The 20037-nt window shown below is 36.3% G+C and carries 15 protein-coding genes; all 15 read left to right on the forward strand.

Translation table 11 applies throughout. The annotated features are described in order from the left end of the window. On the forward strand, nt 1–1138 hold a 1138-nt coding region (locus tag BQ5209_RS03000; RefSeq protein ID WP_143421838.1), incomplete at its 5' end, for a DUF2345 domain-containing protein. A 3-nt stretch (nt 1139–1141) separates the two neighbouring features. Then, nucleotides 1142–2095 (forward strand): DUF4123 domain-containing protein, encoded by a 954-nt coding sequence (locus BQ5209_RS03005; RefSeq protein WP_085247094.1) that lies wholly within the window; start codon nt 1142–1144, stop codon nt 2093–2095. Continuing rightward, nucleotides 2082–5426, forward strand: a complete 3345-nt coding sequence (locus BQ5209_RS03010) for a T6SS effector BTH_I2691 family protein (protein ID WP_085247095.1) — start codon at nt 2082–2084, stop codon at nt 5424–5426. Before BQ5209_RS03005 ends, BQ5209_RS03010 begins: the two co-directional genes overlap by 14 nt. Nucleotides 5427–5445: 19 nt before the next feature. After that, nucleotides 5446–6396, forward strand: coding sequence for a putative type VI secretion system effector (locus BQ5209_RS03015; RefSeq protein ID WP_085247096.1), 951 nt, complete (start codon nt 5446–5448; stop codon nt 6394–6396). Nucleotides 6397–6420: 24 nt separating this feature from the next. After that, complete coding sequence (locus BQ5209_RS03020) at nt 6421–7371, forward strand: putative type VI secretion system effector (protein ID WP_085247097.1); 951 nt, start codon at nt 6421–6423, stop codon at nt 7369–7371. 24 nt (nt 7372–7395) lie between these two features. Next, complete coding sequence (locus BQ5209_RS03025) at nt 7396–8346, forward strand: putative type VI secretion system effector (RefSeq protein WP_085247098.1); 951 nt, start codon at nt 7396–7398, stop codon at nt 8344–8346. Between the two features lie 24 nt (nt 8347–8370). Continuing rightward, on the forward strand, nt 8371–9330 hold the full coding sequence (locus tag BQ5209_RS03030; protein ID WP_085247099.1) for a putative type VI secretion system effector: 960 nt from the start codon (nt 8371–8373) through the stop codon (nt 9328–9330). Nucleotides 9331–9750: 420 nt separating this feature from the next. Further along, complete coding sequence (locus tag BQ5209_RS03035; protein ID WP_085247100.1) at nt 9751–10017, forward strand: PAAR domain-containing protein; 267 nt, start codon at nt 9751–9753, stop codon at nt 10015–10017. A gap of 4 nt (nt 10018–10021) precedes the next feature. Then, the gene (locus tag BQ5209_RS03040) at nt 10022–11155 is read left to right on the forward strand and encodes a KPHS_23130 family T6SS system protein (protein WP_085247101.1); all 1134 of its coding nucleotides are present in this window, start codon (nt 10022–10024) and stop codon (nt 11153–11155) included. Beyond that, complete coding sequence (locus tag BQ5209_RS03045) at nt 11156–14485, forward strand: ImcF-related family protein (protein ID WP_085247102.1); 3330 nt, start codon at nt 11156–11158, stop codon at nt 14483–14485. Nucleotides 14486–14513: 28 nt separating this feature from the next. Then, a complete protein-coding gene (tssA, locus tag BQ5209_RS03050; RefSeq protein ID WP_085247103.1) occupies nt 14514–16139 on the forward strand; it encodes a type VI secretion system protein TssA in 1626 nt (541 codons plus the stop codon). Nucleotides 16140–16192: 53 nt separating this feature from the next. Beyond that, nucleotides 16193–17956 carry a type VI secretion system baseplate subunit TssF gene (gene tssF, locus BQ5209_RS03055; RefSeq protein ID WP_085247104.1) on the forward strand — a complete coding sequence of 588 codons (1764 nt, stop codon included), beginning with the start codon at nt 16193–16195 and terminating at the stop codon, nt 17954–17956. Beyond that, complete coding sequence (gene tssG, locus BQ5209_RS03060) at nt 17920–18963, forward strand: type VI secretion system baseplate subunit TssG (RefSeq protein WP_085247105.1); 1044 nt, start codon at nt 17920–17922, stop codon at nt 18961–18963. The genes tssF and tssG overlap by 37 nt, the downstream gene beginning before the upstream one ends. A gap of 20 nt (nt 18964–18983) precedes the next feature. Beyond that, the gene (gene tssJ, locus BQ5209_RS03065) at nt 18984–19502 is read left to right on the forward strand and encodes a type VI secretion system lipoprotein TssJ (protein WP_085247106.1); all 519 of its coding nucleotides are present in this window, start codon (nt 18984–18986) and stop codon (nt 19500–19502) included. After that, nucleotides 19499–19930 (forward strand): type VI secretion system baseplate subunit TssE, encoded by a 432-nt coding sequence (tssE, locus tag BQ5209_RS03070; RefSeq protein ID WP_085247107.1) that lies wholly within the window; start codon nt 19499–19501, stop codon nt 19928–19930. The genes tssJ and tssE overlap by 4 nt, the downstream gene beginning before the upstream one ends. The last annotated feature ends 107 nt before the right edge of the window (nt 19931–20037 follow it).

Here is a 20037-nt window from a genome sequence, read left to right on the forward strand (position 1 = left end):
GCGTTACCGAGTTAAATTTAATGTTGACCTGAAAGAATGGAAAAATGGCAGTGAAAGCTTATGGGTACGTTTAGCTAAACCTTATGCGGGTAACACCTATGGCTTTCACTTTCCGTTAATTGAAGGCACCGAAGTGGCCATTGCCTTTATGCAGGGTAATCCCGATAGGCCGTATATTGCCCATGCAATGCATGATAGTGCTCACCCTGACCTTGTTACTACCATTAACAAACACCGCAATGTGATTCGCACGCCGGCTAATAACAAACTGCGCATGGATGATAAACGCGGGAAAGAGCATATCAAAATTGCCACCGAATACGGCAAAACTCAGCTTAACCTAGGTCACTTAGTTAACGAAAAAAAACAACCCCGTGGTGAGGGCTTTGAACTGCGCACCGACGAATGGGGGGCGATTGCCGCTAATAAAGGCTTATACTTAACCACGCAAACCGAGCCGAAAGCGCAAGGCAAACAGCTCGATATGCAAGCGGCGATTACCGAACTTGAAAATGCCTTATCCATTGCCAAAGCGCTACAAAATGCGGCTACTCAGTCCGAGGCGCACAGCGCTGATACCGACAGCCAAGCGCAACTTAAAGCCAACTTAACTCAGCTAACCCAAAGTGGCATTTTAGCCTATGCGCAAGAAGGCATTGCTTTAACCAGCCCTGAAAATATTCAACTGACAACAGCGAGCAGCCTCACCTTAACCAGCGAACATCAAACCGACATTAATGCGTTACAAAACATTACCCTTTCATCGGCTGAAGCGATTGGCTTATTTGCGCAAAAATCGGGCATGAAACTATGTGCCAACCAAGGTGATATTGAAGTGCAAGCCCAAAATGCCAATCTCAATATAGCTGCCAAGCAAGATATCAAAGTGGATAGTGTGGAAAGTAAAACGCAGATAACAGCAGCAAAAGAGATAACACTCATCTGCGGAGGCTCTTATATCAAAATCAGCAGCGAAGGTATTGAACTTGGCACACCAGATAATGTCTATTTTAAATGTAATGTTCAGCAGAAGATGGGACCGGCAAATATGGAAGTAGATGCTTTATTACCTGCTGGTTGTGAAGCGGCGATACAAGAAGCGGATAAACTACAAAAAGCAAATGTAAAACTTGGATAAGTTATGGTTAAGATTAAAAAATCAATACAAAGGCAAGATATTGAGACTATCTTTCAACAGATTATTGCGCTGTCATTAAAAAATGATGCGAACTTTTATCTTATCTATCAATCACATGATCAAAAAACAAGTTTAACTGATTTGATTTCAGAAAAAAAATTAACATTATTTCGATATATCAGCTATCAAATTAAACACACACCGGGACTAATTGAGCTTGATTTAAAAAATGAAGCAGATCAAACCATTTTAAAACAAAGCATTCAAGAATTTTATTCAGCCCTCGATCCTAAAACAGTGTTACTTGCAAAACCACGTTCTGTATATGGCTGGATTTATTCCTCATTTAATGCTGAAGTATTAGCACAAGAGCTAGGAACAGTTGCTATCCAATCCTCAAGTGATGGTAAACAATTATTGCGTTATTTTGACCCATCGGTGTTACCACCACTATTAAATATTTTAATTTTGGCTCAAAAAAAAATATTACTTAATCCTATTCATTCATGGTTATATCTTAACAGTGATGGTCATTTGATTATTGAAAAAAATCATAGAGATGAGCGTAACAATCTTATTGGTAATTTGGGGATCATCAAGCAACAATGGCAACAAATAAACTGGATAGAAAGCCGTAATCAAACGCTTGCTCGTTATCATTTTTTTCACCCAGAATATAGCTTACCTGAAAGTGAAGCTGATTACATTATTATGCAATCTTTTCAAAATGCTACCCTCAAAGGATATCATGATAAACGAGATCTAGCCGAATATGCTTATCGCAGTTTAGTTATACATCCCGAATTTATTGAACATCCGATTGTTATTGGAGCAATAAATCAACATCGGCACCAATCACTAATAAAACAATTACAGACTATAACCCCAGCACAATGGGATATGGTAGCGGATGAATGTATCATTAATACAAAGGAAATAAATAATGGGTTTATGTGAAAAATGCCAATCTAAAGGTCTACCAATTTATCCCGTTCGTTATGCTGTTGCACCTAAATATATCACGGCAGATTTACCCTCATGGGCAAAAAACGATATGCTGCCTATCTTAAAAGGAGATAGCAAATATGTGCTAAGAACCATGCGAGCAGGCTATCTTTATGTGTTATGTCAGTATGAAGACAACATGACAGATTTAGATATCTCCATTTATAGGGTTGATGAACAAGGTGGGTTTTGGCAACAAGATATTAGCAAAGAGCAAGATCTATTAAGATTTGATGATCCCATAATTGAAGAAAACCTTTCTATACCTTTCAATGATATACAAACAACTTGCGGCAATAGTGCCCATTTATCAAGCAATATCGCCTTTATTACACTTTCAAACCCCGAAAAATGTGAAAAAGCTTGGCTTGCTTTTAGTGAACATAAATGGAGTACTAACACGCTAAAAAAATACCTGATTGATGAAGATAAACGTAACTTGCGAATGCAACTTATCAAACCTAAACGATGGTTAAATTCGCAAACCAACGGCATTGGTATAACTACCGCTAATCAAGAAGCTATCGCCTCAACCTTGGATATCCAAAACCTTAATGATTTTAAAGAAAGAATCACAACATCCTTACCAAAATTTAAAAGCATTAACTACTCATTTTGCTTTCCGTATTTGTATAATAATAAACCATTAGACAAAAGTACGCTTTCGCAAAGTGCTATACTTAGCCAACCATTTACATATGATAAACAGCTATTCAAAAAACGAAGTACATTAGCACCTTGGCAATTACTAACCAAGCCAGTTTATGACCAAATCACCCCAAAAGAGCCGTATTCAGTCTATCTACATAAAAAAATGATGTCAGCCGAACGTAACAGTACGGATAGTTCACCGATGATGGTAGTATTAAACGACAGTATTGGTATTGCTGCCGAATTAAGCCATTGGGGTAACAGTGCATTAAATTCGTTTAGAAAAATAATGACAGAAAGACAGCGTGAAAATGCCACTTGTAGTGGTATTGCAATGCTTGAAGAAGCAATAAAAAACAGAGATCTTGCGGAAAGTGAAGAAGATTTTAAAAAACATATAAAAAACACCAATAGAAAATACCTTGCTGATGCAAAATATTTTAATAAAAAAGTAAAACCTTATGATAGTGGTATTTTAGGAACCGATACAACCCGAATTGTCCCTTGGAGCGAAGAACAAAAAGCCCAAGGCCAACGTGTTATTAATATTGTGAGTGAATCTAAAAACTATAATTTTGTTTCCCCATATGCCAATCCCTATTTAACCGATATAGAAAAAAAAGTAGAAGGTACAAAATATAGAGCCGCACTATTAGTCCAATTTGTACAAGAAAACTACCTGATTGAAGAAATGGGTGAAGAAAGGCACGCACAAGTTTTTGAACAGGCATTTAAATTAAATAAACAAGCAGAGATGGTAAACATTAAACGCTTAGATATTAAATTAGCAGCAATAAGAATTGAATTTGAAGCTAAAGCTAAGGCGTATAAAGCAGCATGGCATGACAAAAATAAAACTGAACAATCGGCCGAAAAGCGTTGGCGCAAATATGAATATCATTTAAACAAAGATTATAAACTCTATAAAGAACAATATGCCGCTTTTTTGCAAGAGGCCGAAAACTATATTGCAGGATTATTAAATGATTTAATTTTATGGGTAGATTGCAGCAAGCAAAAAGAAAGGCATCCAATTTCATTATCGGCCGATGATTTTGCACAAGATGATGATAATTATTTGGCGTTTGCCAACGATATTTTAATGACCTTAGGCATGCAAGCCCAAAGTAGCAAAGTTACCCAGTTATTCACCCAGTTAATTGAGGACGAAAACTTAGCGGGTCATAATATTGTGTGGTCAGCGGCGTTTGCTAATCGCAAATTAGATAAAGAACAACAAAAAAAATGTGTCAACTTTTTATTATCATTAAATAAAACAACCCAATTAAAACCACAATCTTATGGCGAATTCTTAGATAAATTAGAAACAGTATTAGAATTTTATCAAGCCGAATCAGCAGAAAGCAATGCCATGATAGGTATCGCTAATAGCATTGCCAACATCAGCAACTCACAAGATGAACATAAAGAATTAGATCTTGTTAAAGAGTTCTTTTCGTTATTTGAAAGCAAACGAAACTCGTTAATTGATGGTGATTCGATAGATAACCAAGTCACAGCTGCCTATTTGCGCCCAATTAAAGAGGGAAGCTGTGCTGTACTTATTTCTTTATTAAACTATATACAAAAAATGGGCGGTGATTTATCCTCAGAATTTGCCGAAGCTTTTTTAGTAGCCATATCGCCAACAAGACTATCTAAAACTGCGCTAAAAATGAGAATGGTGTCATACCATAAATGGACCGACACTTTAAAAAGTGCCTTGTATTCTGATATCAAAAATGTCGGCGAAAAGCTGGCAAACGCCTCACAAAAAGCCACCAACCTGATTAAGCAACATATCACCAATGAAAAGGTTGGAGCAAGCTTTACCGCGGCAATATTGGGGGTGCATATCATGAAGATCTATTATATAGTGACCGATAACTCGTTAAAAACCCAAGCCCAACAAAACCAAGCCGATTACCAATTAACTATGGCGGTATCGGCATCCATGGCAGCAAGTTTTAGGCTAGTTACCGTATATGCCAATAAAGGACAAATCAATGCCAAATTACTGTCCAATATGAACTTTTTAGGCAACTTTTTTGGGGTGATAGCGGGGTTAATTGATATTGGTTTAAATTGGAACGAGGACACTTCAGAGAAAGATCAGACTCAAAAAACATTATATTATGCATCTCTATTTACCTTGATTGTATCTACCACCGATTTATTTTTACAAATGGGTAAAACCAATTTAATTACAATAATGGAGCGCGGGGTTCTATCATTAGCTTCTTTATTAGCAGAGTTTTTTTTAGTTAGAGCTTCCATTATAACAGTAGGAAGAGCCCTTATATCAATCATTGCACTGGCGTTAAACCCATGGATTAGTCTAGGGATATTTTTACTTCAACTATATTTTGAATTAGCTGAAGACGATGATATCGAAAAATGGTTAAGGCGTTGCCGTTTTGGTAGAGGGCAAAATATAGCAGATTATGACTTTGACTATCGCTTTAACTCGTCTAAGGAAGAAATTGCAGCACTGCAAGCGATCTTTAAAAAATATGAAGATCAGCTAGCCGAATATTACGCCGAACAAGAACAAAAACGTATCAAAGAAAATACGCCAGTATTCTCATCGAGTGATTGGCAAATTATTTATAATTGGCCTATCCCTCAATAATTATATAAGGAATTCGATTATGCCTTACGCAAAATATGATGGTAACGACCCTATCTATAAAGATAAAGAGCAGCTATTAAAAAAAACCGGTATTAGTATTACTGATCCAATCCTACCGCCCAAAAATTTGGTTAAATTAACTGGCACCCTATCCGAGTTTAAAGGTCTGTTTTGCTATGCACCCTTTGCTGATGGTGCTTATTTAAGTGACGAGCAAAAACAAAAACACAACAATCAACTTAGAAAGGGCGCACTACTCGCTACTTTAAATGGTAATAGCATTGCTGCGCTGGCTGGCTTAGGTCATGCCAATGGCAATGACCGTAGTAATTATGCGGATGCACAATATATTACCGCTAAATTAAATAGCACTATCATTTTAAAAGGCTGGATCGGTTTTTATAAATTTAATGATGGCGATCAGGTCGAGGTGGTCGCCGAAAAGCACGCTGACCATTACGAAGTGTACGCCATGCTCAAACCCAGTGAACAAATTATCTCGCTGACCCCTTTATGTTTTGCCGGCCGTAATCAGGCCTTAAAATACTATCATTTACCCATGTTTATTTTTTATGTTATTTGTGTGCTATTAATGAACTACTTTTTTTTCGATTTTAGTTTAGAAAATCTGACTATTGGTTTTGGTACATTAGGGATAATTTTTGGGGCAGCTGTTTTTATGGTTTATAAAAATTCGCTTGCCACACATGTTACGCTGGCGGAGCGAATTTTTACCGTGTTGGGCTGGCAAGATGTCACTAATATTAATTTAGTTAAAATAAGTAGGCAATATATTGCTAAATTAATTGCCCAAGGGAAATATGCAAAAGAATACAATAATAAAACAGATCCACATATTAGACCGCCTAAATCAGGAGGTGGCTGGTATTTTTTTTACTACGATCCTGAGGTATTATGCAAAAAAGGCAAGCCACCCTTACGCGTTAATAATAAAAACAGAAAAAAATAAAATAATAAGTTAGAGAATATTATTATGCCTTACGCAAAATATGATGGTAACGACCCTATCTATAAAGACAAAGAGCAGCTATTAAAAAAAACCGGTATTAGTATTACCGATCCAATCCTACCGCCCAAAAATTTGGTTAAACTAACCGGCACCCTATCCGAATTTAAAGGTCTATTTTGTTATGCGCCACTTGCTGATGGCGCTTATTTAAGTGAAGAACAAAAACAAAAACACAACAATCAACTTAGAAAGGGCGCACTACTTGCCACCTTAAACGGTAATAGCATTGCCGCATTAGCCGGCTTGGGGCATGCTAATGGTAATGACCGTAGTAATGAGGTAGATGCTCAGTATATTACTGCCAAATTAAATGACACCATCACGTTAAAAGGCTGGATCGGTTTTTATAAATTTAATGATGGCGATCAGGTCGAGGTGGTGGCCGAAAAGCACGCTGACCATTACGAAGTGTACGCCATGCTCAAACCCAGTGAACAAATTATCTCGCTGATCCCTTTATGTTTTGCGGGGCGTAACCAAGCCTTCAAACTATATCGTTTGCCTATGTTTATCTTTTACGTTATTTGCGTGCTATTAATGAACTACTTTTTTCTCGATTTTTCATTGGAAAATCTGACCATTGGTTTTAGTACATTAGGGATAATGTTCGGAATAGCTAATTTAATGGTAAATAAAACTTCAACAACCACACATATCAAACTTGCTGAGCGCATTTTTACCGTGTTGGGCTGGCAAGATGTCAAAAATATCAATTTAGTAAAAATAAGTAAGCAATATATTGCTAAATTAATTGCGCAAGGGAAATATATAGAAAGATATAATAATAAGACTGATCAATATATTAGACCGCCTAAATCAGGTGCTGGCTGGTTCTTTTTTTATTACGATCCTGAGGTATTATGCAAAAAAGGCAAAACACCCTTACGCGTTAATAATAAAAACAGAAACAAATAAAATAATACGTTAGAGAATATTATTATGCCTTACGCAAAATATGATGGTAACGACCCTATCTATAAAGACAAAGAGCAGTTATTAAAAAAAACGGGTATTAGTATTACCGAGCCAATCCTACCGCCCAAAAATTTGGTTAAACTAACCGGCACCCTATCCGAATTTAAAGGTCTATTTTGCTATGCCCCACTTGCTGATGGTGCTTATTTAAGTGACGAGCAAAAACAAAAACACAACAACCAGCTTAGAAAGGGTGCACTACTTGCTACTTTAAATGGTAATAGCATTGCTGCGCTGGCTGGCTTAGGCCATGCCAATGGTAATGACCGTAGTAATCTATTTTCTGCACAATATATCACTGCCAAATTAAATGACACCATCACGTTAAAAGGTTGGATCGGTTTTTATAAATTTAATGATGGCGATCAGGTCGAGGTGGTCGCCGAAAAGCACGACGACCATTACGAAGTGTACGCTATGCTCAAACCCTGTGAACAAATTATCTCGCTGATCCCTTTATGTTTTGCCGGACGTAACCAAGCCTTCAAACTATATCGTTTGCCTATGTTTATCTTTTACGTTATTTGTGTACTATTAATGAACTACTTTTTTCTTGATTTTTCGTTGGAAAATCTGACCATTGGTTTTAGTACATTAGGGGTAATCTTGGGGGCAGCTAATTTAATAGTTTATAAAAATTCGCTTGCCTCTCATGTCACGCTGGCTGAGCGCATTTTTACCGTGTTGGGCTGGCAAGATGTCACCAATATTAATTTAGCCAAAATAAGTAAGCAATATATTGTTAAATTAATTGCGCAAGGGAAATATATAGAAAAGTATAATAATAAGACCGATCAATATATTAGACCGCCTAAATCAGGTGATGGCTGGTTCTTTTTTTATTACGATCCTGAGGTATTATGCAAAAAAGGCAAAACACCCTTACGCGTTAATAATAAAAACAGAAACAAATAAAATAATACGTTAGAGAATATTATTATGCCTTACGCAAAATATGATGGTAACGACCCTATCTATAAAGACAAAGAGCAGCTATTAAAAAAAACCGGTATTAGTATTACTGATCCAATCCTACCGCCCAAAAATTTGGTTAAATTAACTGGCACCCTATCCGAGTTTAAAGGTCTGTTTTGCTATGCACCCTTTGCTGATGGGGCTTATTTAAGTGACGAGCAAAAACAAAAACACAACAATCAACTTAGAAAGGGCGCACTACTCGCTACTTTAAATGGTAATAGCATTGCTGCGCTGGCTGGCTTAGGTCATGCCAATGGCAATGACCGCAGTAATGAGATAGATGCCCAGTATATTACTGCCAAATTAAATGATACCATCACGTTAAAAGGTTGGCTCGGTTTTTATAAATTTAATGATGGCGATCAAGTCGAGGTGGTAGCCGAAAAGCACGCTGACCATTACGAAGTGTATGCCATGCTCAAACCCAGTGAACAAATTATCTCGCTGATCCCATTTTGTTTTGCGGGACGTAACCAAGCATTTAAACACTATCGTTTGCCTATGTTTCTCTTTTATGTTATTTGCGTGCTATTAATGAACTACTTTTTTCTCGATTTTAGCTTAGAAAATCTGACGATTGGTTTTAGTTCATTAGGGGTAATATTGGGGGCAGCTTTTTTTATAGTTTACAAAAATTCGCTTGCCACACATGTTACGCTGGCTGAGCGCATTTTTACTGTATTGGGTTGGCAAGATGTCACCAATATTAATTTAGCCAAAATAAGTAAGCAATATATTGCTAAATTAATTGCGCAAGGGAAATATGTAGAAAAGTATAATAATAAGACTGATCAATATATTAGACCATCTATGTCGGGAGTAGGATGGAGTTTTTTTTACTACGACCCAGAAGTATTATGCAAAAAAGGCAAGCCATCCTTATGGGTTAAAAATAAAAAAAGAAAGCTAGAGAAAAAATGACGGCGGTAATATGTGTAAAAGGGGGGGATCTTACTATTTTTTCGTCACATGGTTGAAATAAATGAGCAAATTTTTCTGGGGATGATGATGAATATAATTATTGATTTAGATCGGGCTAGCAAATAGGCATTGTACTTCAAGCAATTTTTAAAAGATTTAAAGATTAGTTTTTATTTTATGCTTTTTTTATGGTAATTGTTTTGTTTTTATTTAGTAAATTTTCGTTGAATGATATTATTCTCGTTTATATCGGAACAGGGGTAAGTTTTGCCTCTGTATTTTTTATATTATGTAAAAATGGTTAGCGATACTGTACACTTATGTGTTTTATAGAAAATTAAAATCGATTGGAAGATAAAAAGTAAAGAATTCGTTAATAATCATATTAATAATAAACATAAAAAATTAAGGAATAAAATAATGGGAAAAAGTGTGGTCCGGTTAGGCGATCCAACAACACATGGTGGTTCTGTAATATCTGCATCATCAACGACAATAATTGAAGGTAAACCTGTCGCTTTGATTGGCGATCTTGTTAGTTGTCCTAAAAAAGGTCATGGTATAAATAAAATTATTGAAGGGGCTAAAACGTGTCTTTCTGATGGTAAGGCTGTGGTCATTGATCAGTGTTTATGTGAATGTGGCTGTAAAGTGCTTGCGACAATTAGCTCAGCGATAATGGAATAATATTATGTCTTGGTCTAAACCTATCATTAGTAATACATTAAATGCACCTAAGGCATTACATCGTGGAAGATGGCTATTCTTTTTTATCATATTGTTTTTAATTACAAGTATCGTACTTGCTTTAATGTGGCCTGATAATAACTATTTTATGCAATGGCAATTTTGGTTAAGTGGTGTATTTATTTCAATAGTGATAGGGAGTATTGCTATTAGTGTTCGGCTTTATCTTTATGGTCTTGCGCAAGAAGAATATGAAATATGGCAACATGAACAAAAAAATATTGACCAAAATTGGCAAGATTGGGCAATGCAATCATTAGTTGTTCTTGATAGCTTCTATTTTTTACCAAATAAACTCAATTTAGACGACCTGTTGAAAAACAATCCAAATGTGTCTTCTAAAATGAATAAATCATTAGCATTTGATGAAAAATTTGATTTAAATGAAAATATTGAAGATTTATTTGTGTCAATGCGAGATGTGTTATCTCAATTACCCGTTAAAGAACCGATCAATATTATGGTTTACTCGTCACCTGACTCATATGGTCTTGTTGAAAATAATATTAATGATGCTTATAAAAATGCAGGCATTGCACAACCTTATACGGTGACCAATCATATTATAAATCATGTTGATACTGTTAAATTAATGGAATGGATTGATAGTCCTCAATCAGCTTTAAAGTTAGTTATTATTAATAACACTATCTCGTCAGGATCTGCTTTTTTATGTGCTTTTTTATTGACGGATAAAACATACTATCAACATTTAGCTATTGATATTGGACAAAACCAAATTTTACGACCAATGATAACCCACAATATGCCAACGGGTATTCAACAGATGGCCGAAATGCAATTGGCAATTCACCAGATAAAGCCACTTTGGTTTGCAAATTTAGACAATAAACAACAAGTAGATATTACTAAACAGTTGGCGCAATGGAGTATTTCCGCTGAACAGATACATCAATTAGAAAGTATTGTAGGTAATCAAACTGAATTGTCGTACTGGCTTTCATTAGCTTTAGCGTGCGAAATGGTAGCTAAAACACAAAAAAATAATTTAATTGCAGCAATGAACCAAAATCAATGGTTATTTTCAGTTGTGGCAAAGTTGAGTAGGGAGTCGTAAATGAATAAATGGAAATGGGCCGGATTAATTTTTATTATATTATTAGGCGCAATATTATTAGCGTTAGGATTATTTTTTTGGGGTGATTGGCTCAACTATACTTCAAAAGGGGAAAAAGTTCAAATATGGTTACAAGGAATGTTACTATTATTTTGTTTATTATTAACCCCTATTCTTGTTACTAACAGTTATCGATTGTGGGCAAAAGATAAAACTAAACGTGAATCACTCAATCCAATTCAAAATGAAAAGCCAAAAGAGCCACCGCCATTTGCTGAATTTCTGGATATTAAAAAACAGTGTCGATATCGTTTAGGTTTTTTTTGGCGTTATAAAGTTTGTAAATGCTTAGTTTTGGGGCATCACTCTGACATTGAGCTTTTGTTGCCTAATTTGCCAAAAGATCAATGGCAATTGTCTGATAATACATTAATGGTATATGGCGGTGATATTCAAGATGAGCCAAATGCATTGTGGTTACAAGCCTTAAAAAGAAACTTTTCACGTATTTTGCCGTTTTTTAGTAAACCGCTTAATGCTGTTATTTGGGTTGCACCTAAGCATTATCTTGATGATAACCGCCACCAACAGTTATTGATTGAAAAAGCAGTATTAAAGTTACAAGCACGTAATAAAATTTTAAAATGGTCAGCTCCCCTTTATTTAGTTGCAGGGCAGCGGTGTGAGTGGTCACAAACAGAACGCATAGAACAGAGTATTGGCGTACTTTTTAATGGATTAAAACAAGATGCAATGGATGCTGTTGTTATATCTCTTAATCAATTAGCAAAAGAGTGTAGCCAACGTGGTGTAAGGCAAATTAAAGATAATCCTCATTATTCGTTCTTACTTAAATTAAGTCAAAATTTAGTTAAGCGTGACATCACCCATATTAAACGTTATTTAACATCGCTGGTTGCTTTCCCTTATTCTCCTTATGTTAGAGGGTTATTTTTTGTACCAGATCAATCAAAACCAAATAGTGAAAATATGCCGATCTTTGATCACTCTTTGGCTATGACCCCTACATGGCAATCAATTAGTGATGATGCTAATTCACAATTCGGGCGACGCATGGGGATTCAATGGGGAATTTGGTCTTGTTATGCACTACTTGCATTTATGGGGGTAATGTGTGTGGCATTATGTACTTCATATTTTCGCAATGCATCACTTATTGATGAGAGTGTTGAACTTGTCAAACAGGCCGATGATTCTGTTAAACAAGATTATTTTTCACGATTACAAATACAACATCAGTTACAACAGCATTTAGAACAGTTACTCTATCGTCAACAACAAGGCGCACCTTTACTTTATCGCTTTGGCTTAAATCATAATGACGAAGTGCTCAAAAGAATGTGGCTTACTTATCGAGCAACCAATTCGCGTAATATTGCTACACCATTTTACAATATTATGACTGATTATTTGACTTTGTTAACCGAATTACCACCGGATGATCCAAAACGGATAAAATTAGTTGATTCGGCATATGATGTGTTAAAAGTCTATTTAATGCTGGGACAGCCAGATAAAAGTGATGGGATTTATTTAAGTCAATTTGCTTCAAAACAATGGCGAACGCCAGAAGGCATGAGCGATGGTGATTGGCAAAGGTTAATGCCCGATTTAGTTCGTTTTTGGGGGCAAATGCTTAATCTACACCCTGATTGGGCACAACATAATGATGCACGTTTAATAAAAAACATTAGACAAATGTTAATTAATAAAATTGGTGTACAAAATGCTGTTAATACGCTTTATCAAGAGATGATTCAACGAGCAAGCCAACATTATGCAAATCAAAACTTGAATCAATTGCTTGAAGGTTTAGACAGCAAAATGCTGTTTTTTACTGATGCTGAGATCCCCGGCGTGTATACGCGAAAAGCTTGGGATGATACTATTGAAGATGAAATTGCTGATGCGGCAAAATATCGCAAAGAACAAATTGACTGGGTTTTAAGTGATGGAGAAAGTGATTTGACTGCATCCATTTCTCCTGATGCATTAAAAAAACAACTTACCGACCGATATTTTAGTGAGTATAGCGCGGCGTGGTTATACTTTTTAAATACGATTCAGTGGCATTCATATAATAATGTTTCAGATGTTATTGAACAACTTACACTACTGGCTGATACCCGCCAGTCGCCTTTGATTGCATTAATAAATGTGGTGAAATACCAATCGAATGTTGCTTTCACGGGGAATGGTTTTTCAGATAATTTAATTCGTTCCGCAAAAAAAATGGTTGATAATAAATCAAAAATTGCTTTGCCAACAAACAACGAAGCAACAGGACCTTTAACCGCAACCTTTTTACCTATCACTAGCTTGCTTGATAATGACAATACAAATGGGCTTTCTTTACAAACCTATTTATCGCGCATTACACAAGTTCGCTTAAAATTGCAAAATATAGCCAATAGTGCAGATCCCCAAGCGATGATGCAAGAGCTGGCAAAAAGTGTGTTTAAAGGAACATCTGTTGATTTAACCGAAACACGGGATTATGGAAACCTAATTGCCGCTAATTTAGGTGAGGAGTGGTCAGGGTTTGGTTATAGCTTATTTAAACAACCGCTAGAACAATCATGGCAAGTAGTGTTAGCACCAGCGGCCAATAGTTTTAATGATGTTTGGCAAAATTATATTGTCAATCAATGGGAAAAATCTTTTGCAGGCCGTTACCCTTTTAAAAATAGTGATAACGAGGCATCGTTGGCTGAACTTGCACGCTTTTTACGTGCTGATACTGGAATTGTTGATAATTTTATCACCAGTGAGCTAAATGGTGTATTAGAAAAAAAAGGGGGACGTTGGGTTGTTAATTCGGTTAATGCTCAAGGTCTTAATTTCGCACCACAATTTCTTAATGCATTAAATTTATTTAATGAATTATCGGCAGAGTTACTTGCAACGGGTGATGTTTCTGTGTCGTTTGATCTGATGCCTCGTAGTGGTGGTAAAATTGTACGGACTGAATTATTGATTAATAAACAAAAGATGGAATATTTTAACCAATCTCCGACATGGCAACGTTTCAATTGGCCGGGAGATGGATATTCACCTTATTCTCAATTAAGTTGGAGTAGTGATACCTCGGGATTACGTCTCTACCAATATTATAGTGGCGATTGGGCGTGGATCCGCTTACTTGAATCAGCATCGGTCAAACCGTTAGATTCGAGCCGTTATGAGCTCATTTGGAAAGCACCTGATGAACGTAAGTTGAGATTTATTTTACGTACTCAGCTAGGGAGGGGACCATTGACATTATTGAAGTTACGTAATTTTACTTTACCTAAAAAGGTATTTGAATAACAATTAATTAAAATAATGGATTATTATCATGTTTAGCCAATTATTGAATCGTTTTTTGGGGCAGCAAACCTCTAGTGAATCAGTCACAGCTGAGTTAAATCAACGTTGGGATGATTGGTTGCAACCAGTTACAGCTGACAAACCAGCGGGTGATGATTTAACCTATCACGATACATTTCAGGAAATTAAAGAAGAGATTACAAAATTATCTGGAATTGATTATTCGCTGATTGTTACTGAAAGTGAAATCATATTAAAACAACATAGTAAAGATATTCGGGTTGCAACCTATTATTGTTTGGCACGATTACATATAGATGGAGCAGAAGGATTTGCTGATGGTGTTGAGCTATTAGCTGGATTATTAGATAAATTTGGTTCATCAATTTACCCTTCACGGCATAATATTCGTAAAAATGCTGTGGAGTGGCTTGCCAATGCAAGATTTGTTGAGCCACTCACTCAATTGCAACCTCTACCTGAATCTTGCTTGACACGCATTATTATTGCATTGAACCAGATTGACAGCTGTAGCCAAAAGTTGTTTGTAAGTAGTGATCCAAATCAACCTATTTCCCCTCCTGATTTATCAGCGTTAGTCCATTTTTTTAATAATGGTATAAAAAAGAGTGATAGAAATCTTTCTGTTGAGGCAACTAATGTAGAGCAGACTCCTTCAATCACAGCGTCGAGCTCTCCGCAATTACAATCTAATAGAAATATAACAGAAATAAAAATTGGTTCTCAACGTGATTTGCTCGATCATGCTCGTAAAATGGCCACTTTTTTACGTGAAAAACCAGAAGGTTATCTTGCTGCTGGTCGATTTTTGCGAGTGCTTAGGTGGGATACAATTATTGATTTACCCCCAGCCGATCATCGAGGAAGAACACGGCTACCAGCGCCAAGAAATGAACTTAAACAGCATATTAGCCGTTTAGTTATTCAACAGCAATGGTCAGAACTTTTTGAACGTGTTGAAACTGCTTTTATGGAAAATGCTAATCATTTTTGGTTAGATTTGCAACGAGCAACGGTGATGTCGCTACAAAAAATGGGACAGCCTTATCAATCATGGGCGGATATTTATTTGGCTGATATTGGGTTAATGTTAGAACGGTTAAATGGTGTTGAACGTCTCTGTTTTGAAAATGGTATGCCATTTGCTGATGATGACACATTAAATTGGATTGCAAATAATGCACGTATTCATCATTTAGATGATGGCGACAGTATGCAACCTATTGCCGTATCTGCTGATGATGATTGGAATGAAATTGAAAAACAAGCTTTAGAGCTTGCTCATGCTGAAAATTTAGAAACAGCGTTTCAATGGTTACAAAATTTGCCACTATTGCGGTCGCCTAAGCAGCGCTATTTGTTGCAATATACACAAGCAAGAGTTGCTGAACAATTTGGTAAGCAAGATATCGCATTAAACTTATTAATTGGTCTAAATAATCAACAGCAATCCTTGACTTTAATACAGTGGGAACAAGAGTTGCTATTTGATGTTAAGCGATGTTTATTACGATTAATAAAGCAGAAAAGTAAATCTAAAGAGATGTTAACGCCACATCTACTAGAGTTAGTTGAGTTATTACAGCAAGAGTTAATCCAGTTAGATCCTGCTAGGGCATTAAGTGTGATGTAATTTTATCAATGATAAAAATAATCAAACTAATATGAAAAATAAAGAGATAAAAAATGGATGATTTAATTTTACGTTATTACGAATCAGAAATGCGCTATTTGCGAGAAGCTGGCAAAGAATTTGCGAAAATTCATCCTGATAGAGCAAGTCAACTTAATTTAGATCGTGTAGGGGATCGTGATCCTTATGTGGAGCGGTTATTTGAAGGGTTTGCCTTCTTAACTGGGCGCTTACGCCAAAAAATTGATGATGATTTACCTGAACTTACCGAAAGCCTAGTGAGTTTACTTTGGCCTCACTATTTGCGATTAATTCCGTCATTATCTATTATCGAGTTAACGCCAAATTATGGTGTATTATCTCGTCCAGAAGTCATTCCCAAGGGATTACAAGTACAGACTGAGCCATTGGGACAGGTAGGCACAAGATGTCCATATCGCACGACACAAACGGTAACGCTGCAGCCGATTAAAATTAGTCAGGCGAAACTAGGTCTTAATCATGATGGTCGAAGTATGATTACGCTTCGTCTAAGTTTTGGTGAATTAGCTGATTTTGAACAACTTGACTTGTCTAAACTACGATTATACTTGAATGCAGATGGGCCGATTGCCTCGACATTACATTATATGTTAACGCAGCAGGTTGCATCAATGTATGTGCGTTATGCAACGCAACCTGAAGAACGTATAAATTTACAAGGTAAAATAACCCCAGTTGGTTTTACTGAAGATGAACGTTTATGGTTAAAGCCAGATAATGCTTTTGCAGGATATCAACTTTTATTAGAGTATTTTGCATTTCGTGAAAAATTTATGTTTGTTGATTTACATGGATTAAATATGCGTGATGTGCCGGCACTATGCCAGTATATTGATATTGAACTATTGCTGAACCAAACTTGGCCAAGTGATATGCCTTTTGATCATAATAATATTCGCTTGCATTGTGTGCCTGTCATTAATTTATTTGATATGGAAGCTGATCCTATTGTTGTCAATCAGTTAGAGAGCGAATACTTGCTTCGTCCATTACTTCGTCAAGATGGTCATGTAGAGGTTTATTCGGTTGAGCATGTGGAAGCCATCACGCGTAATGGACGTTATCGCTATGTGCCTTTTACCAGCTTTAAACATCGTGGCGGTATGCTAAGACATGATGCCCCAGAAAGGTACTATCATACCCGAGTCCGCAAAGGCGCTTCAGGTTTACATGATACTTGGTTAATTTTGGGCGGAAAGATTTGGGATAAGCATGAGGTGGTTGAGACCGAAACTTTATCATTACGAATAACCGGTACTAATGGTATGTTACCACGAAAAGCATTACGTAATGCCCGAATTAATGAGCTGTGTAGCGCTCAAAATAGTATTGCTAAAGTGAAAAATTTATGTTCTCCAACGTTACCTTGCTATCCACCTACAGAAGATCGCTTTTATTGGCGAGTACTATCTCATTTAGCGCCTAATTATCTGTCATTAATGAATGCAGAAGTCTTACGTGGAACACTTGCTTTATATGATTGGACAGATAACGAATTAAATCGTCGGCGATTAGAAGGCATAGTTGATGTATCTCATCGAATGATTAAACGTACCGAAAAAGGAATGTTACAGCGCGGTATAGAAATTGAGGTAACAATTAATAGTTACCAATTTACTGGTGAAGGTGATGTGATGCTTTTTGGGGAGTTGTTACATCAATTTTTTGCATTATATGCCGATGTTAACTTATTTACACAATTAGCGGTTATAGTTTTACCAACAGGAAATAAAATTGTATGGAACCACAGCAAAGCATCGAAAACAGCCCTTTAATGCTGGCTCTTGAAAAAAAACTACCAAAAATAAATTTTTATCGTTTTTGCCAGTTACTAGAGCAAATGTATGCAGATGAACCGGTATTAGGTAAGTACGAAACACCTACAGCTGATCCTCTGCGCTTTGCGCCATCTATCGATATGTCATTTCCTGCCAGTGAGCTAAAATGCATAGAGAGGGCGCCTTATATTAATCGTCCAACTACAGTTAGAACTCGATTTTTAGGATTGTATGGTGTTGATTCTGTATTACCATTAGGCTTGCTTGATAATATTATTCGTCGAGAAGAAAACTATCAAGTGATGACAGACTTTTTAGATATCTTTAATCATCGAGTCATCACCCAGTTTTATCGGATTTGGCTAAAATATCATTATCCATCAAGCTTTTTAAACGGTGGAAAAGATCCGATATCGCTATGTTTACTTGGATTAACTGGATTTGGTATAGAAGGAACGAGCAAACAAATTGGCTCACCACTGTCTCGTTTTTTAGCATTATTAGGTTTAATTACACAAAAAACACGGACATCGGAAGGGATAATCGGATTAATTAGAGTATTAGTCAACGATGCCAAAGTTGTGGTAAGTGAATTTTATCCAGTTTGGCAATCGATTGATAATCCTGTGCAGTTGGGCGGAAAAGGACAGCAACGAGCTACTTTAGATGGAGGCGCCATATTGGGATCTCGTTTTAGAGAGTGCAATCAAACAGTCCATATTGCAATTACACCACAACATGAAAGCCAGATTGCAGATTTACTACCAGGTGGACAATTATATGGTGATTTATTGGCGTTATTGCGAGCTTACTTAGGTTATCAAGTTGATGCCAAAATGACACTTTATATCCAACGCCAATTTTTACCTCGTAGCCAACTTATACCTAAAAATAGTCGACTAGGACAAACAGCATCATTTACTAAAACTGTAAATGGTGAGTCAATTCAAGATGAAATTGCTGTAAATTTAGGATGCTACTGTGGGATTAGTTATGCAGCATAATCTAAAAAAGGAAAATAAATATGAGAATAATTACTGTACTTAATCCGATCTTATTAACTCTATGGCTAACGGGATGTGGCATTGCACAAAGTGCCTCGGAAAAAGCGGTCGATTTAAGTAACTCTATTTTTACATGGGATGTAAGAACATTGCATTTAGATATTACAGCAAGATCTGAATTAAATATGGATGATGATGGCAAATCCTCGCCTGTGGTTATCCGTATATATCAATTAAAAGAGGCTGACACATTTAACTCTATTTCTTATCAAGAGCTAGTTGATCAAGATAGTGATGTACTAAAAGAGTCATTGCTGGCAAGTAAAGAAATAGTACTAAAACCCAATAGCGCTATTTCTATCGATGCACCATTTGATAAAAAGGCTAAGGTAGTAGGTATCGCTGCACTTTATAAAGAGCCGAATATAAAAGAGAATAACTGGCGGATTGTTTTAAAACGAGACGATTTAAATATCAATAAATCCCGCCAAATAAACGCAATTCAGTATAAAATCACACTGATGGATGAAAGTAAATGAGCGCGTCACTATACGACCAACTTTACGGTTATTTTGAGTCAGGCATCGCAGTTGATGATGTGCCTGAAAATGAACAGACAATTATTAGCGTGATGGATAACATTGAACGTATTTTAAATAGCCGAGCAGGTGCGATAAAACACCTGCCAGACTATGGTTTACCTGATATGTCTACTATCTTTCAAGCTTTACCCTCATCTGCCTATATTTTAATGAGAGCCATTGAGCAAACGTTATTAAAATACGAACCCAGACTTGCATCAATTAAGGTTAATATTGATGAAAAAAATACTGACACAATGGTATTAGCTTATGAACTAGTTTGTCATTTCAAAGAGGGCGGACTTGTTAAATATGGAACTTATTTTATATCTGACGGCAAAGCACGCCTTAAATATATGCGTAAAGCCCTACGTTATACAGAGTAAACGCGTATCAGGTTTTAACATGCGATTATCGATGTAATGATCGAATCACGCTCAATAAATAGCGATTTTTGCAAAGTGGGGGCAAAATAACGTAACAGCTGTAACCC

This window comes from Gilliamella mensalis (assembly GCF_900103085.1).
GTDB lineage: Bacteria > Pseudomonadota > Gammaproteobacteria > Enterobacterales > Orbaceae > Gilliamella > Gilliamella mensalis.

Coding starts and splice junctions, on each gene's coding strand:
- BQ5209_RS03010 (WP_085247095.1), top strand. CDS start 2,082: ATGGGTTTATGTGAAAAATGCCAATCTAAAGGTCTACCAATTTATCCC.
- BQ5209_RS03020 (WP_085247097.1), top strand. CDS start 6,421: ATGCCTTACGCAAAATATGATGGTAACGACCCTATCTATAAAGACAAA.
- BQ5209_RS03005 (WP_085247094.1), top strand. CDS start 1,142: ATGGTTAAGATTAAAAAATCAATACAAAGGCAAGATATTGAGACTATC.
- tssF (WP_085247104.1), top strand. CDS start 16,193: ATGGATGATTTAATTTTACGTTATTACGAATCAGAAATGCGCTATTTG.
- BQ5209_RS03025 (WP_085247098.1), top strand. CDS start 7,396: ATGCCTTACGCAAAATATGATGGTAACGACCCTATCTATAAAGACAAA.
- tssJ (WP_085247106.1), top strand. CDS start 18,984: ATGAGAATAATTACTGTACTTAATCCGATCTTATTAACTCTATGGCTA.
- BQ5209_RS03015 (WP_085247096.1), top strand. CDS start 5,446: ATGCCTTACGCAAAATATGATGGTAACGACCCTATCTATAAAGATAAA.
- tssE (WP_085247107.1), top strand. CDS start 19,499: ATGAGCGCGTCACTATACGACCAACTTTACGGTTATTTTGAGTCAGGC.
- BQ5209_RS03030 (WP_085247099.1), top strand. CDS start 8,371: ATGCCTTACGCAAAATATGATGGTAACGACCCTATCTATAAAGACAAA.
- BQ5209_RS03035 (WP_085247100.1), top strand. CDS start 9,751: ATGGGAAAAAGTGTGGTCCGGTTAGGCGATCCAACAACACATGGTGGT.
- tssA (WP_085247103.1), top strand. CDS start 14,514: ATGTTTAGCCAATTATTGAATCGTTTTTTGGGGCAGCAAACCTCTAGT.
- BQ5209_RS03045 (WP_085247102.1), top strand. CDS start 11,156: ATGAATAAATGGAAATGGGCCGGATTAATTTTTATTATATTATTAGGC.
- BQ5209_RS03040 (WP_085247101.1), top strand. CDS start 10,022: ATGTCTTGGTCTAAACCTATCATTAGTAATACATTAAATGCACCTAAG.
- tssG (WP_085247105.1), top strand. CDS start 17,920: ATGGAACCACAGCAAAGCATCGAAAACAGCCCTTTAATGCTGGCTCTT.